Raw genomic sequence first — 15,033 nt, 5'->3', positions numbered from 1 at the left:
CGCGCACGCGGGGGAATTGGTAGGATCCGCGTCGCGCGTGGCGCGATCGTCGTGGCCTGGGAGTCGGCGGCGTCCCCGATGGGAGCGCGACAGGCGACGCCATGTGAGTCTGTTTACAAATTCCGACCCTGCGAGCCGGCCTTGCCAGGGCCTCGCCGGGCCGGAAGGTGCCCTCTCCATCGCGGAGATGGGTGCCACCCATCTTTTCTTGGACCCACGTCCACCGGGAGACGGGTGCCACCCATCTTTTCTTGGCCCCGCGTCCATCGCGGAGACGGGTGCGATCCATCTTTTCTTGGACCCACGTCCACCGGGAGATGGGTGCCACCCATCTCCCGCGTGGACGCGCCACCTCACCCGGATGGGTTCATGGCGTCCCGGTGACCCCGAACGGGGGCGCCGGGACGGCCTCGGGCTTCCTGGCGGGGGCCTTCCGGCGGGACCTCGCCACATCGTCGGCCATCTCGACGTACGGCGCCAGCAGGAACGCGGCGAGCTCCCTCGGTTGGTCCTCCAGGGCGCGGTGCCGCGGGGGTGGGCGTGGGCGTGGACGCGGATGAGCCTGTGAAGCATGCGCGCCGCGACAAGATTCTGCTCGTGCGCGGGGCGACGTTCATGCCGGATGGACGGGTGAGCCATCTCACTCTGAAACCACCACCAGCAGCTGCGGCAGCGCCGGAGTCGCCTCCACACGCTCGTGTCGCAGGCGCGCCCTGGCAGATCCAGGACCAGCACCTGGAGGTCCGGACGCCAGCGGGGAAGCAGCGTCGCCAGCGCGCCCGTGCCCCCGCCCGCATCCAGCACGACCCGGGCGTCTCCCAGGGGAAGCTGCTTCACCAGAGGCTGCGCAACGTGGTCCGCAGCACGGTCACCGTGCGCCCATCCTCGTCGATGACCTCCAGCGATCCGTCGAAGCGCTCCACGCGCGCCTGCCCGTTGTAGAACGGCTCCACCATCGCGAACCGTTGCGCATATACGGGCTGCCCGCAGCCATCCACGTGCATCCAGCCCTGGTCGTCGCGGGCGCGCGCAAAGCCTTTGTGAAACACGTCCAGGTCCCGAAACCAGCGACCATGGACGAGCTCTCCCCCCGCATCGATGTGTGTGGAGCGGCCATCCTCGCCCTGCGCGACCGCGATGCCGTCGCGGTAGTCGCCCGCGTAGCGCCACCGCGCCGCGTACACGGGGCGCCCGGCCTCATCGATGTGGCCATAGCGTCCGTCGCTGTCGCGGACCACGCACCGACTGTCCTGGTAGTTGCCGCACCAGGAGTACCGAGCTGGATAGAGCTCGGCGCCGTCCGCCACGATGTGATGCCAGCCCTCGGCGCTCGAGACAGCAGCGCGCCCTTCGTAGAACCCGAAGGTCCTCTGGAATCTCCGCGCGTAGGCGGGCTCCCCGCGGGCATCGATGTGCCACGCCGCGCTGCCGCACCGCACCGGCGCAAGGCCCGGGGCGTGGAACGCGAGCACCTCGTCGAAGCGCGCCGCGTACAGCGGCTCGCCCTCCACGAGGTGGTGCGTCCGCTCCGGGGCAACCCGGGCACGCCGCCAGTCGTTCATGGCTCACCCGCCGGCCGCCGCATGTTGCACCCCAGGCAGAGGGCGCGACTCCGGTACGTCGTGAGCATCCGCTGGTACGATTCGCCGTTCCATATCTCCATCAGCCCCGCCTCGTGGAGATTGCCGAAATCGCCGAGCGTCCTGCGCTGCGCATCGGGCGCGCAGCACGGGTCGAAGCGCCCCTCGGCGCTGATCCACACCTCCTGACCAAGGAACGGGCAGCGGCCTCCCGGGGCCAGGTCCTCGGGCGCGGACTCGTCGAGCAGGAAGATGTTCTCCAGCAGCACGTGCTTGCCGTTCGGCAATGTGCGCTCCGACGCCGCCTCTCGGGCGGCCAGCACCGCCTCGTTCCAGCGCCGGATCGCGCCGGCGTCGCGTCGCATGGAGAGCGGCTTGATCTCCTCGAAGTGCGCCCACAGGTGGTGTCCCTTGATGCGGTCCACGCCGAGGCGGACGGCGAGGCGCACGATATCGGCGAGCTCGGCGACGTTCGTCTCCAGGAACGTGAGCTGGAACGTGACCCTGCAGCGGTTCCCGCCCGCGGCGGCGTGCGCGTCGCGGACAGCGATGAACTCCTTCACGTTCTCGAGCACGGCCTCCCAGCGGGAGCCGAGCATGATCAGCTCGTGCGTCTGCCGGGTGGCGCCGTTCCACGAGATCTTCACGTCGGAGGTGATCGGCACGAGCCGTTCGGCCCAGTCCCGGGCCCCCCGCCGCGGGAAGGTGCCGTTCGTGGTCAGGTTGAGCTTGACCCCGTGCTCCCGGCACAGGTCGACGATCTCGTCGAAATGGTCGTACAGGAGCGGCTCGCCCATGGTCGAAGGGATCACCTCGCGGAGGCCATGGCCGGCCGCCTGGGCGATCACGCGACGCACGAGCTCGATCGGCATGAGCCGACGCGGCTTTCCTGCCGCCTTCCGGGCCTCCTGAAGAGGGCTGTACGGCGAGTGCTCCTCGCACATGATGCAGCGGAGATTGCAGGTGTCCGGGTTCGTGTCGAACGTGATGCGCCATGGCCCCCGGCCGGGCTCGATCCGGGCGGCGTCGCGGCGGGCGATGACCTCGGCGTAGATGCGCTCCATCGCCTCGATGTGGCCCGCGAGGTCGGGCACGTGCCCCGACGCGGACTGCGCGTATCCTCGCTGGCCGAGGCGGCGCGCGAGCGCGGGATCGTCGGCGAGGCGCTGCATCTGGCGCGCCATCGAGGCAGGATCGCGGTGCTCGAAGAGGAGGCCGTTGACCTCGTGGTGCACGTACTCGGCCATGCCGCCGGCGTTCGCGGTGATCACCGGCACGCGCGCCTCCAGCGCCTCGTGGATGACGAGCGGCGAGTTCTCGACCCAGATCGAGGGCACCACGATGCAATCGACCCTATCGAAGACGTCGCGCACGATGTCCTCGTTGCGGTACTCGGGAAGCCACTCCACGCGCGCGGCCGCGTCCCCCGGCAGCCGCTGCGCGATCGCGCGCAGCGCCTCGGTGTCCTGCCCGCGCGGTCGGCCCCAGATGCGGAGCCGCGCGCCTCCCCTCACCTGGCCGAAGGCCTCGAGGAGCTGGTGAATGCCTTTCGCGGGGATATGCGTCCCGATGTACCCGAAGGTGAACGGCTCCCCCGGGGCTCGCGCGCGCCCGCCGAGGCGGGAGAGGTCGAAGCCGTAGTCCAGGTAGACCACCTTGCGCTCGGGCAGGCCGAACGCCTGCCGGTACCGGCGCTCCAGGTAGCGCGCGGGCGCGATGAACAGGTCCACGAGATCCGTCATCTCGCGCACGTGGCGCATCCGGCGCGCGACCCAGCCGGTCCAGTAGGCGACGTCTTCCTCGCGCTCGTCCGGCGCCCCCGAGAAGAAGCGCGCATAGCAGCGCTCGGCGCACTTCCGGTCCTCCTGGCCGTCGCACGCCGCCCACAGATCGCTCGGATCGGCCGGGTGCGTCTGCATGAACTGCCCGCGCGGGCACATCACCCAGTAGTCGTGCAGCGTGTACACGATCGGGATCCCTCGCCCGGCGGCCTCGGCGACGAGCGACGTCGAGAGGTGGTTGAGGTGACCGATGTGGACAACGTCCGGCCGGAGCCGGTCGCAGAGCTCGGCGAAGCGCTGATCGACCCCCGCATGCCGGTAGCCGTCCCGGGCGCGCGGCGTGTTGACGAGGTGCAGCGAGATGCGCGGATCGCCGCTGTCCTTCTCGTGGCGGACCGCGTAGTCCGGCGCGAACGGGTCCTCCTCGCGCGTGAAGACGTGGACCTCGTGGCGCTCGGCGAGGCCGCGGGAGAGGGTCTGCGTGTAGACCTCGGAGCCCGCGTTGTAGCGCATCGGGTAGCCGTGGATGACCTGCAGGATCTTCATGAGCAATTCTCCGCATCACCGCGAAACGAGACGCAGCGTGGAAGCTTCTTGCAAGTAGAACTTGCCTGAAAGCACCAGGTCAATAGACGTCGGGGTGCCCGCGAGGTGAGCAACCGCAACCAGCTCGCCCGTGGACGTGCTCAGCCCGACGCGCACGTCGATCAGAGCGAGGAGGTGACGAGCAGAGGGAGGAGGCGACCCCAGACCGCGGCGCTGTCACGGCGACAAAGTTGCCGTGGAGCAACCCGTCACGCAAGGCCCCAAACCCGTCCTCGGCGTCACAGCACGGCGGCGACCGGATGGCCGTCAGCCTACGAGCGCAATCCGCACAGCCTCAGCCAGCGACTGAACTGGCCGGATATCCAGCCGTGCTGCGATATCCTGCAGCCGCGCGAGCTCTGGCGCATTGGCGGCCGGCATCATCACCGTCCTTCGGCCGTGCTGAAGAGCAGCACTGAGCTTCTCCGGAATGCCACCCACCGGATTCACATTCCCATGGATGGACAGCTCACCAGTGACCGCGAGCGCCTTCGCCACCCGGCGGCCGGTCGCTGCCGACAGCATCGCCAGCGCGAAAGCGAGGCCCGCGCTCGGCCCGTCCTTCGGCTGGGCGATGTTCACGAGGTGCACGGACATCCTCTTCGACCGGAGCCGCTCTGGAGACAGGCCGAGCTCGTGGCCGAGGTTCAACAAGGCGTCGTAGGCCGCTCGCACCGAGTGCTCCAACACCGCCCCTCGCAGACCTGTAACCGAGAGCCCGGAGCCCTCCACATGTGCGCATTCCACAAAGCCGACGTCTCCACCGCCGCGCTCCGACACGAGCAAGATCGTGATCTTGCCGACGAGCTCTCGCTGGTTTGCTTCGACGTCCTGCTCCATGAGCAGGTGCGCTTGCGTGACGTCCGGCGCGTCGTGGGGTCGCATCCCTGGGAAGACGATCATCTTGGGGCGATACTCGCCCGGAGCCATCTTCACGAGCTGCTCGTGAACGCGCTGCCGCAGCTCGACCGCCACCTGGAGCACCTCCTGCCGTCCAGCCCCCTCGATGCGGCCGTCAGGGTAGATCATCTTGAGCAGCCCCGCGGCGACCCGATGGATCGCGGTCTGATCGCGGATCGTCGCGCCGTCCAGGGTGACGTGCTGCTTCACGTGGTCCTGGAAGCGCACGTCCCCGCGGAGCTCGCCCAAGACCTCGCCGAAATAATCCGACACGAGGCCCATGCCGTCGGCGAGCACATCGTCGGAGATCTTGGGCAGCTCCCAGCCAGGTATGAATCCATGGATCCGGTCAGCGATCGCTGTATCGCATAGGTCTCGCGGGAGCTCTTCGAACAGGTGCGTGTACTCGCGGCTCGGAGACCGGCCGTCGGCGTCTAGGTCGAGGTTGCCGGTGAACAAGAAGCTACAGTCCCCGACGAGCGAGCGCCCGCCTCGGGAGATGTTCCCAGACTCCATGTAGTCCTTCAAGGACGCGATCAGCGACTTGTCGGGAAACGCCGTGGCGCCGATCTCATCGAAGATCACCACCTTCTTCGTGCCCACGATGCCCACTCGCCGACGCATGAGATCGTAGAGGAGCACGGCCGGTGTGGCGCGGGCGCCGGCGAGCAAGTACACGCGAGCGCTGAGATTCCGCAGGAGATAGCTCTTCCCCGTGCCCCGGGGGCCCATCTCGATGAGGTTCACGTTCGCCTGGACCAACGGCACGAGCCGACTCAGAGCGATCAACCGCAGGCGCGTCGTAGGGAACGCCTCGGGACGGTAACCCGCGCTCGTGATGAGCAGCTCGATCCACTCCTCGAACGAGAACGAAGCGCGTGCCCGGCGGAAGAGGTCCATGTCCGGGCGCGTGAGCTGGTACGGCGTGAAATCCTCGACGAATATGCGCGGCTTCGGGCCCTGGGTGTCGTAGCGGAGCGCCGTGCTTCCCCACAGACCTCCATAGAGCAGCTCAGGAAATTTCTCGACGAGAGACGCTGGGATCTGGAGATCCTGACCGTCGAGCTGGGCGATGCGCGCGACGTGCTCATTGCGCTCGGGTTTCGGCTCGACATCGAGCAATGCGATGAGCTTCGCCTGTCCCTCTCGCATCAGCCGCGAGATGAACTCCCCCTTCCGATCGGCGTCGACGCTGAAGCGGCGGATGCGATCTCGTACCTCGCCGACGCTGAGCGCCGCGTTCTGCGACCGGGCTGTGGCTAACAGGAACTCGGTAACGAACCGAGGCATGAGCTCGAAGCCGGCTTGAAGCGCCTGGCGCTTGTCGACGACCAAGGTTCCGAAGACGCCTTCGATTTTTTCGCGCAGCGCTATGTCCATGGATTGCTCGTCGTTCCTCGCATCATCGGTCTATTTGAAAATATCGTCGAGCGCCCCGAGGCTGCGCTCGTTCACCGGTGTCTCGGTACGTCCGGTCCGCTCGTGCACGTCTACGGAACGCACCGCAGGGGCGCCGGCCGTGATGGACGGCGGAGCGGTGTGATGCGTTACGGGTGTAGCAGCGGTGGCCGCTACCGCGGCGCGCGCATACCCCGGTGGTGCCGGCGTGTACGTCGCACGAGCTGGGGTGACATGCGCCGACACGCCATTCAACAGATCGAACACGTGGCGCACGATCATCTCCACCGCCTCGGCGACGTCGTCGTCGGCACCGGCTGCCTCCAGGTTGAGGCGCCGGAATTCTACGAGGAGCTCATCCCATTCGTGCGGGGAGAGCGTCTTCATCAGGCTTGCGATGGTCGCTTCGGGGCTCGAGCTGCTGCGGGACCAGCCGCGCAGCCTGAGCGCTAGCATGTTCGCCTCGAGGGGACCGACGCTGAGCCCCCGCATCGCCGCCTGCAGATACGTCTCAGGCCAGCCAGGCGACCGCTCTCGGTAGACCGACGGTGCCGCGGTCAGGAACTGGAGCCTCAACGCCGCGAGCTCGTAGTCCGAGATGCGGAGGCGCGGCGTGGCCACCGGGGTAGGCTGCGGCGCGCTCGGCACGAAGATGATCGGCGCCAGCACGTCCCGAGCGGGAGACGCCGGGACGGCGCCGGTGCGATCCGACGATCTACTGCCGGCGCGCGGAGGCGTGGCCCGGGCCGGGAGGGTCGCAGGCGGCGCCGAGGCGAGCCGGAGACGAACCGCGGTATGGATGCCAGGGCTATCGTCATCGAGCGTGAGCGGCTCCTCGGAGCCATCCAATGCCATCTCCAGGCCGACCTCGTTCAGCGCAGAGACCAGCGCATGGAAGCGCGTGGTACGGAGGCGCTGCGGGACGTCGAAGCCGAGGCGTTCCAGTACGTACGCCATTGAGCGCGGGCGGCTCCAAACGCCATGCCCTAGCCGATGGATGCGGAGTTGCCAGCGTGCGCGCGCCGCGGCGTCGCTCGCGCCTGACGCGCCGTCGTCCTCGTCTTCATCGGCCTCATCCTCGTCGGCCTCGTCCTCATCGGCCTCGTCCTCATCGGCCTCGTCCTCATCGGCCTCATCGGCCTCGTCCTCGTCCTCATCGGCCTCCTCGTCCTCATCCTCCTCGTCCTCATCGGCCTCCTCGTCCTCATCCTCCTCGTCCTCGTCGTCTTCGCTCTCGTCGTCTTCCGACGCCTCGTCCTCACCTTCGTCGGGCGGTGCGACCTCTACTCCACGAAACGGCTTAGGGATGCAGTCGAGCGCCAGAACCTGGTAAACCAGGTGCTCCAGCCGGTCCTTGTCGCTGCCTGTGTGCCCCTTGATATAGACCCACTCGCCCTCCACTTGGACCGGCTGAGCGAGGACGGCTAGGAGGTCCTCCCGCCGCAAATGGCCCAGAAACATATCCAGGTCGCCACGGTAGGAGCGAGAGATCGAGGAGCGACGGTCGTCGAGCGCGCGGGGGCACCGTAGGCCACGCATTTCGCAGAGCCTGGTGAGAGCCTTGCCATCCAGCCGATCGAGACAGAAGCGGATCGCAGACGCCATATCCTTCTTTCCGCGTCGGCACAGCCGTAGGTTCGCGCGACGCTGCCCAGCAACCCAGGGGCTTCCTGCCGACACCCGTCAGCCGGCCGCACCTGGGGCAGCATACGCGAACCACATCGTTCGGGTGAAGGGAGGACTGCGGCAGCGACGCATGGCCGCGCCCAGTACCCAGGGTGACTGGTTGGCGTCGTCGCCGGAGCGCTCCTGCCGTCCTAGACTCCAACGGAGGTCGATCACCTCCACCTGAGCACCTCTCCACCCAAGCTCCGCGGAGTAGCACTGTGCGACGGGGTGGCCCGCTATCGCGGTAACAGAGTGCCAAACAAGAGGTCTTCTGAGCTAGGCAGCGTCCGGCCGGTCGCGTTCCTCGCCTGGGGACGTGGTCGTCCCTGTTGTTCCGCAGGGTTTCGCCCTGGTAGCCTCCCGACAACGCGGCGGCGGACATCCCCCGGGGGTCGACTCCGGGGCCGAGCTGCCGCTTCCCCCTGGTCCAGCCATGTCCCTCCGCCTCAGCCCTGCCCATCTTGACGAGATCCTCGCGCTTCAGCTCACGGTAGCGTGGGCGGGGGAAGCTGCCGGTGAGCCGCCTCGCCTCGGGTGGTGGAGGTCCGACCTCGTCGATCCCGAAGCCGGGGGCGATCTGTTCGTTCGACTCCTCCCGAAGACCGCGGCCTGGGCGAGCCTCGTGCTGGTCCGTGAGGCCGCGCGACGCGTGGACGAGGCCGCGCGTGAGAAGCTCGCGCGCGGAGACGTGGTCTGGAGCCTGTTCCACCTCGGCTTCGCGGTGGACGAGCAGCTCGCCGACCGGCTCGCGCATCATCGGCACCAGCGGCGCCCGCCCGCCGACGTGCTCGGCACGAGGTTCCTCGTCGGCCGGCCCTGGTCGAAGACCACCTTCGAATCGACGCTCGCGAGCTTGGGCCAGCCGAAGGTGCAGGTCACACCGGCAGGGCGGAAGCTCGAGGTGACCGCGGCCTCGCCCGTCGAGGCCGCGGCGCTCCTCGCCGCGGCCTTGCTGCCGCTCTCGACCAGCTACCCCCTGCCCTTCCTGGAGGCGGTGGCTTGAGCGCTGCGTCGGTCGAGCTCCCGGTCCCTTCGGGAGCGCCTCCAGCGAGCTCGACCCCGGATCTGGCGCCGGCCAGCGCGCCCCCGGCGGAAGCGACGGACGTCCACACGCGGATCCTGCGCTGCATGTTGGCGGTCGACGACTGCTACGCCTACTGGCAGCACGCCGATGAGGCAGTCCCGCTCGCCGACCGCGCACACGTCGCGTTCGAGCGCCGCTGGTTCGGCACGAAGAGCGAGGCGCGCGTACGCACGATCATGACGGACATGGTCGAGCGGTTCGACGCCTACCCCGAGGCGCTCGCGCTGTTCCGCCAGCTCGGGACGGTGCCGTCGAACCTGCGGCCCTTCCTGTGCCACGTTCATACGCAGCTCGCCGACCCCATCTACCGCCGCTTCACCGGGGAGCTGCTCCCGACGCGCCGCGAGCAGGGCCTCACGACCATCGACCGCGACACGGTCGCCCGCTGGGTCGACGGGCTCCAGGCGGGGCGCTGGGGGGCGAGCACCTGCATCAAGTTCGCCTCGAACCTCCTCGCGACGGCGCTCGATGTGGGGCTCGTCGGCGGGCGGCGCGATCCGCGCAAGCTGCCCCCGATCCCGGTGCCCGACGTGATCCTCGGCTACGTGCTGTACCTCCTGCGCGGCGTCCGCATCGACGGCACGCTCACCGACAATCCTTACCTCCGTTCCCTGGGCGTCATGAAAGCCACGTTCCGCTCGTTCGCGGCGCACATCCCTGGCATTCGGTTCGACGAGCTCGGTGGCGTGATCGACCTCACGTGGCTCGAACCGAGCCTGACCGCCTGGGGGCTCCGCTACCTCGGGGCGAACGCGTGAGCAGTTACAGGCCCCGGCCCGAGCTCGTTCAAGCGCTCGAGGCGCTGCGAAAAGACCTCTTGAGCGAGGACGGCCCGCAGATCAGCACCGTTCGCAACTACAACTTCGCCATCCTCCCGTACGATCCCGAGGACGAGTTCAAGCTGCGCCAGGCCATCCGCGAGCTCTCGGACATCCTGCGCGACGCGGGCTGGAACGCGGGCACCATCCCGCTGAATGCGCTGCTGCTCGCGCGGCTGCGCGCCCAGGGCAGCGAGTTTCTGGAGGCGATGATCCAGCGGGAGAAGCGCCTGGCTGTGGGCAGCGACCCATGGCGAGGCCTGCGCACGCTCAAGGAGCGCGTCGCGACGCTCCTCGAGGGCCCCGAGGGGCTCGCGCAGGACGTGCTCCGCGAGGTCGACGGCATCCTCGAACGCTCGGACAACCCCGAGCGGACCGTGATTTTCCTCGGGCGCGCCGGGGCCCTCTATCCGTTCTTCCGCACCTCCGCGCTGCTCAAGCACGTCGCCGGGCGCACGCGGAACGTGCCGGTCGTGCTGCTCTATCCCGGCAAGGTCATCGGCGAGACGGGGCTCTCCTTCATGGGCGTGCTCCCGGCCGATCGCGACTACCGCCCAAGGATCTATCGGTGATCAAATGCTGATCGGAGATCTGTTCGAGAAAGACGTCACCCGCGCCATCCCCCCGGTCGTGTACTTCCACGAGCAGGAGCCGGCCGAGCTGAAGCGCGAGGTCGAGGAGTACATCATCACCGGCGGCTACCCGGCCACGGATCCGCGCGCCACGGAGGGGGGCATCCACGAGCAGTTCGTGCGTCTCCTGTCCGCCATGCACCGCGAGCTCCAGAAGACCGGCGGACCGGAGCTCCCCGCGTGCTGGATCTCCGGGTTCTACGGCTCCGGCAAGTCGAGCTTCGCGAAGCTCCTCGGCCTGTCGCTGGACGGCCGCAAGCTCCCGGGCGGCAAGCCGCTCGCCGAGGCGCTTCTCGCTCAGGACCACTCCCCCGGCGCGGCCGATCTCCGCGCCGCCTGGCAGCGCATGGTGAGCGGGGTCCAGCCGATCGCGGTCGTGTTCGACGTCGGCAGCAAGGCCCGCGACGACGAGCACATCCACGCGGTCGTGGTGCGCCAGCTCCAGCACCGGCTCGGCTACTCCACGACCAGCAATCTCGTCGCCGAGTACGAGCTGAAGCTCGAGCTCGAGGGGCTGCACGCCGCCTTCATGGACAAGGTGCTCGCGGTGCACCAGAAGCCCTGGGGTCAGCTCAAGGACAGCCAGCTCGTGGAAGACTACTTCTCCGCGGCGCTGCACGCGCTCCAGCCGGACCTCTTCACGCACGAGATGGCGTGGGTGGACAGCCGCACCGGATCTCGCTTCGAGGGCAAGCGGTCCGCGGACGAGGCGGTCCTGGCGATCCAGCAGATGGTGGGCCAGCGCTGCCCGGGGCGGACGCTCTTCTTCGTCGTCGACGAGGTGAGCCAGTACGTGCACGACGACGACGATCGCATGCTCGCGCTCCAGTCCTTCGTGGCTGCGCTCGGGCAGCGCATGAAGGGCAAGGCCTGGCTGCTCGCGACCGGGCAGCAGAAGCTCGAGGAAGGCACCGGCGTCGCCATGGCCATCCTCAAGCTGAAGGACCGCTTTCCGCCGTCCTTGCGCGTGCACCTCGGCAGCTCGAACATCCGCGACGTCGTCCACAAGCGCCTGCTCCGGAAGAAGAAGCTCCTCGAGCCGGACCTGAAGGCGCTCTTCCACGCCCACCGCTCCGAGCTCGCGCTGTACGCGTACCGCGGCGACGAGATCTCCGAGACGGACTTCGTCGAGGTCTACCCGATGCTCCCCGGGCACATCGACCTGCTCCTCGACATCACCACCGGCCTACGGTCGCGCTCGAACAGAACGCAGGGCGACGCCGGCGCGATCCGCGGCCTGCTCCAGCTCCTCGGCGATCTCTTCCGCGAGCGGGATCTCGCGCGCTACGAGGTGGGCCGCCTCATCACCCTCGATCTCATCTACGACGTGCTCCACAGCGCGATCAATCCCGACGTGCAGATGACGCTCTCGCGCGCGCTGGATCTCTGCGCGAGGCGCGAGAGCGCGCTGATGGCGCGCGTGGTGAAGGCCGTCGCGCTGCTCGAGCTGGTGCACGACCGGCAGAAGACCTCCGCCGAGCTCATCGCGCGTTGCCTTTACGAGCGCGTGGGGCAAGGCAACGTGCTGCCGGAGGTCCAGAAGGCGCTCGACGTCCTCGTCGGCGAGAGCCTGCTCGGCTACTCCGAGCAGACCGGCTACAAGATCGAGAGCTCGGCGGGCCAGGAGTGGCAGCGCGAGCGCGACGGCTACGCGCCGGGCGCCGAGCAGCTCTCCGAGAAGGTCATCAAGACGCTCGAGCAGCTCCTCGTCGGCGCGGACAAGCCGTCGCTCCAGGGCGTTTCTCTCCCGTGGCTCGCGCTCTTTTCGGACAGCGTGCGGGCCAAGGACGTCCACATCAAGGACGAGCGCAAGTACACGGTGGTCACCGTGGATTTCCAGTACACGAAGGGAGAAGGCGCCGAGCAATGGGTGCCCCGCAGCGACACCCAGGCGTACCGGGATCGCATCGTGTGGGTCGTGGGGAGCATGGACGCGGTGCGACACGCCGCCACGAAGCTGGTGCGGTCGGAGCGCATGATCGAGCTCAACGGCCACCGCCAGGGCTCGCCGGGGGACGAACGACAGCGCCTGCTCATGGATGAGCGCCACCGGTTCGACTCGGCCCAGCGGGAGCTCACGGAGGCCGTGAAGGCCGGGTTCATGGCGGGTCAGCTCTACTTCCGCGGTCGGGAGCGGTCGCCCCGTGACGCGGGCGCCACCTTCCCCACGGCGCTCACCGCCTTCGCCAACCAGATCGCCGGCGAGCTCTACCCGCACCCGATGATGTTCTCGGTCTCCGAGAAGGAGATCCTCTACCTCATCGAGAACACGGAGCTCACGGCGCCGCCCCCGGTGCTCGGCCAGGACCGCCTCGGCATCCTCAGCCTGGACGCTGGGCGCTACGAGGTCACCTGCACGGGCCGCGTCCCCACGGACGTCCTGGCCTACGTGAAGGAGCATGGCGGCGTCACCGGCTCCACGCTCCTCGCGCACTTCGGCTCGCCCCCGCACGGCGTGGCGCCGGACGTGGTGCGCGCCGCCGTCGTCGGCCTGCTGCGCGCAAGGAAGGTGCGCATCGAGATCGCGGGGGTCGGCGAGATCACGAGCCCGCGGGACGAGGGGGCGCGGGAGCTGCTCAAGGACACGGGGCTCCGCAAGGCGAAGCTCACCGAGAACACGGTCGAGGCGCTCTCCCCGCGCGACCGCAACGCGATCTGCGCCCTGTTCCGCGACCTGCTCGGCAAGGACGTCGCGCGCGACAACGACGCGGTCGCCGACGCCGTGGCCGACCGGTTCGCCCGCGTGCGCGAGCGGCTGACGGAGCTCGGAGAGCGCTTCCGTCGCCTGCCGAAGAGCGCTGCCTATCCGGAGGCCCTCACCAAGCTCGAGCGCGCGCTCGAGACGTGTCGCCGCGACCGGCGGGTGGAGCCGACCGTGCTCGCCGTGAAGCGCTCGCTGAACGTGCTGCGCGACGGCATCACGCTGCTCCGCCGGATGGAGACGGACCTCACGGACCAGGCGATCGACGTGCTCCGCCAGGCCGAGGAGACGCTGAACCACACCTGGCCCGGGCTCGCGGCGCTGGTCCCGTCCGAGGAAGCCCGCGCGGCCGCGGGCGCGATCGAGGCGCACCTCCGCACCGAGCGGCCCTGGGAAGACACGGCGGAGCTCCTGCCGCGCGTGGAGCTCCTGCGCGGCGAGTACCGCGCCCGCCGCCGCGCGATGCTCGACGCGCACGCGAAGGAGGTCGACCTCGCGGTGGAGCGCCTGAAGCGACGGAGCGGCTTCGAGCGCCTGGACCCGGACCAGCGGCACCAGGTCCTCCGCCCGCTGCGCGAGGGCGCCGCGCCGAACACGGACGAGCGCGCCGTCGCCCCCGCCCTCGAGATCCTCGAGGGTCAGCTCGCGACGCGCCGCCAGGCCGCGGAGGCGAAGGCCCTCGCCGAGCTCGATACCCTGCTCGAGGTCTTGGAAGACACGCGGGTCGTCGAGGTGGCGCTCGACCTCAGCGGTCGTGAGATCGACACCGCCGCCGAGCTGGAGCGCCTGCTCGACGAGGTCCGCCGCCGCATCCTCCACGAGCTCACCGCGCGCCACCGCGTGCGGTTGCGGTGAGCGCCGAAGGCCTCCGCGCGCTCACCCCTCCATCTCGCCCTGCTCGTTGATCTCCGGTGTGCGGGAGACCTTGTCGCCCCAGCTCGTGTAGAGCTTCGCGAGCTTGCCCGCCTTGGTGAGGATGCCGGCGCGCTTCAGCAGAGCGATGTCCTCGTCGACCGAGGTCGCGGTGAGAGCCCGGGTCAAGGCCTCGACCGTCCACTCCGGCTCCTCTGCCACGGGGGTGGCGGCCGGCCTCCGCGATGTGCTCGTCGTTGCCGCCTTCTTGGCCTTACGGGTCTTTGCCATAACGACCATCCTTTCGCACCGACCAGACTGCCAGGATATTCCTGGGCTCCCGTATGCTGATCTGGATATGCCCACCTTCGAACACGCCGCTCCGCTTCCAGAGCCTCGGCATCCCCTTGCGCGGTTGTAGCGGGACGAACACCGCCCGGACACTCTCGTACCGGTAGCGGTCGTCGAGGAGAGCGAACATGTAGTTGAAAACGGCGCAATCCAGGTATTTATGGGTGTTCGCGTTCTCCGGTGGCTTCTGTCCGACGGCGGCGAGCGCGGCAAGAAGTTTCGTGTGCGCCGTCCCGAGGAGCCGGGCGTTCACCGGATCGAGCAGGTCGAGGCATCTCCCGAGGTGGATCATGGCGCCCACGACGGCCGCGTCATCCTCCCCGTAGCGCCGGCGCGCCCACCACCATGCCTGCTGCGGTGCGTACTCCCAGAAGTAGATCCCGTGCCCCAGCCAGTCGTCGTCGTTGGTGCTGGCGGCGAAGGATGCGCCGCTGACGAGAGCCTGCGCCGTGGCTCGACGCGTGCCGTGATAGCCGATGACGGTCCGGTGGTAGTCGAAGAAGGTCTGCGGCGTCGCAGGCGCGGGAGGTGCGGGGGGTGACGCCGGAGTAGTCGTCATGCGGCTGGCAGTTTAGTCTCTCGCGGACGACGTTCCCAGCCGATCGGGCGGGAAGGCTCGCACAGCCCCCCACCAGTACTTGGCGACGTTCGTCCACCGCTCATCGCCTCCGCGGACGTATCCT

Annotated in this window: 10 protein-coding genes; 4 read left to right on the top strand and 6 right to left on the bottom strand. The window is 68.8% G+C overall.

Annotated elements, in window-relative coordinates; genetic code table 11:
• Positions 1 to 833: 833 nt before the first annotated feature.
• The 4 genes from WMF24_RS16660 to WMF24_RS16645 form a co-directional block, all read right to left on the bottom strand.
• The gene (locus tag WMF24_RS16660; RefSeq protein WP_437737393.1) at positions 834 to 1,562 is read right to left on the bottom strand and encodes a WG repeat-containing protein; all 729 of its coding nucleotides are present in this window, start codon (positions 1,560 to 1,562) and stop codon (positions 834 to 836) included.
• Positions 1,559 to 3,907: a glycosyltransferase gene (locus tag WMF24_RS16655; RefSeq protein WP_437737392.1), complete on the bottom strand. Its 2,349-nt coding sequence runs from the start codon at positions 3,905 to 3,907 to the stop codon at positions 1,559 to 1,561. Before WMF24_RS16655 ends, WMF24_RS16660 begins: the two co-directional genes overlap by 4 nt.
• Before the next feature lie 306 nt (positions 3,908 to 4,213).
• Positions 4,214 to 6,226, bottom strand: a complete 2,013-nt coding sequence (gene brxL / locus WMF24_RS16650) for a BREX system Lon protease-like protein BrxL (protein ID WP_437737391.1) — start codon at positions 6,224 to 6,226, stop codon at positions 4,214 to 4,216.
• A 30-nt stretch (positions 6,227 to 6,256) separates the two neighbouring features.
• A complete protein-coding gene (locus WMF24_RS16645) occupies positions 6,257 to 7,849 on the bottom strand; it encodes a hypothetical protein (protein WP_437737390.1) in 1,593 nt (530 codons plus the stop codon).
• Positions 7,850 to 8,345: 496 nt separating this feature from the next.
• On the opposite strand from WMF24_RS16645, the gene brxE reads away from it, so the two are divergent.
• The 4 genes from brxE to brxC are packed head-to-tail and all read left to right on the top strand — an operon-like array spanning position 8,346 to position 14,002.
• Positions 8,346 to 8,915 (top strand): BREX-6 system BrxE protein, encoded by a 570-nt coding sequence (gene brxE, locus WMF24_RS16640; RefSeq protein WP_437737389.1) that lies wholly within the window; start codon positions 8,346 to 8,348, stop codon positions 8,913 to 8,915.
• Entirely contained in the window at positions 8,912 to 9,754 is an 843-nt protein-coding gene (locus WMF24_RS16635; RefSeq protein WP_437737388.1) for a DUF1819 domain-containing protein, read from the top strand. Before brxE ends, WMF24_RS16635 begins: the two co-directional genes overlap by 4 nt.
• On the top strand, positions 9,751 to 10,386 hold the full coding sequence (locus WMF24_RS16630; protein ID WP_437737387.1) for a BREX protein BrxB domain-containing protein: 636 nt from the start codon (positions 9,751 to 9,753) through the stop codon (positions 10,384 to 10,386). Before WMF24_RS16635 ends, WMF24_RS16630 begins: the two co-directional genes overlap by 4 nt.
• Positions 10,387 to 10,390: 4 nt before the next feature.
• Positions 10,391 to 14,002 carry a BREX system P-loop protein BrxC gene (gene brxC, locus WMF24_RS16625; protein ID WP_437737386.1) on the top strand — a complete coding sequence of 1,204 codons (3,612 nt, stop codon included), beginning with the start codon at positions 10,391 to 10,393 and terminating at the stop codon, positions 14,000 to 14,002.
• 21 nt (positions 14,003 to 14,023) lie between these two features.
• Here brxC and WMF24_RS16620 read toward each other — a convergent pair whose 3' ends face one another.
• Together WMF24_RS16620 and WMF24_RS16615 are read right to left on the bottom strand one after the other, a co-directional pair.
• A complete protein-coding gene (locus WMF24_RS16620; protein WP_437737385.1) occupies positions 14,024 to 14,290 on the bottom strand; it encodes a hypothetical protein in 267 nt (88 codons plus the stop codon).
• Positions 14,274 to 14,909, bottom strand: coding sequence for a hypothetical protein (locus WMF24_RS16615; RefSeq protein ID WP_437737384.1), 636 nt, complete (start codon positions 14,907 to 14,909; stop codon positions 14,274 to 14,276). Before WMF24_RS16615 ends, WMF24_RS16620 begins: the two co-directional genes overlap by 17 nt.
• Between the last annotated feature and the right edge of the window lie 124 nt (positions 14,910 to 15,033).

The organism is Sorangium sp. So ce1335 (assembly GCF_051521615.1).
Lineage (GTDB): Bacteria > Myxococcota_A > Polyangia > Polyangiales > Polyangiaceae > Sorangium.
Note: the sequence above shows the minus strand (reverse complement) of the source record. Positions and strands in the feature narration are given on the sequence as shown.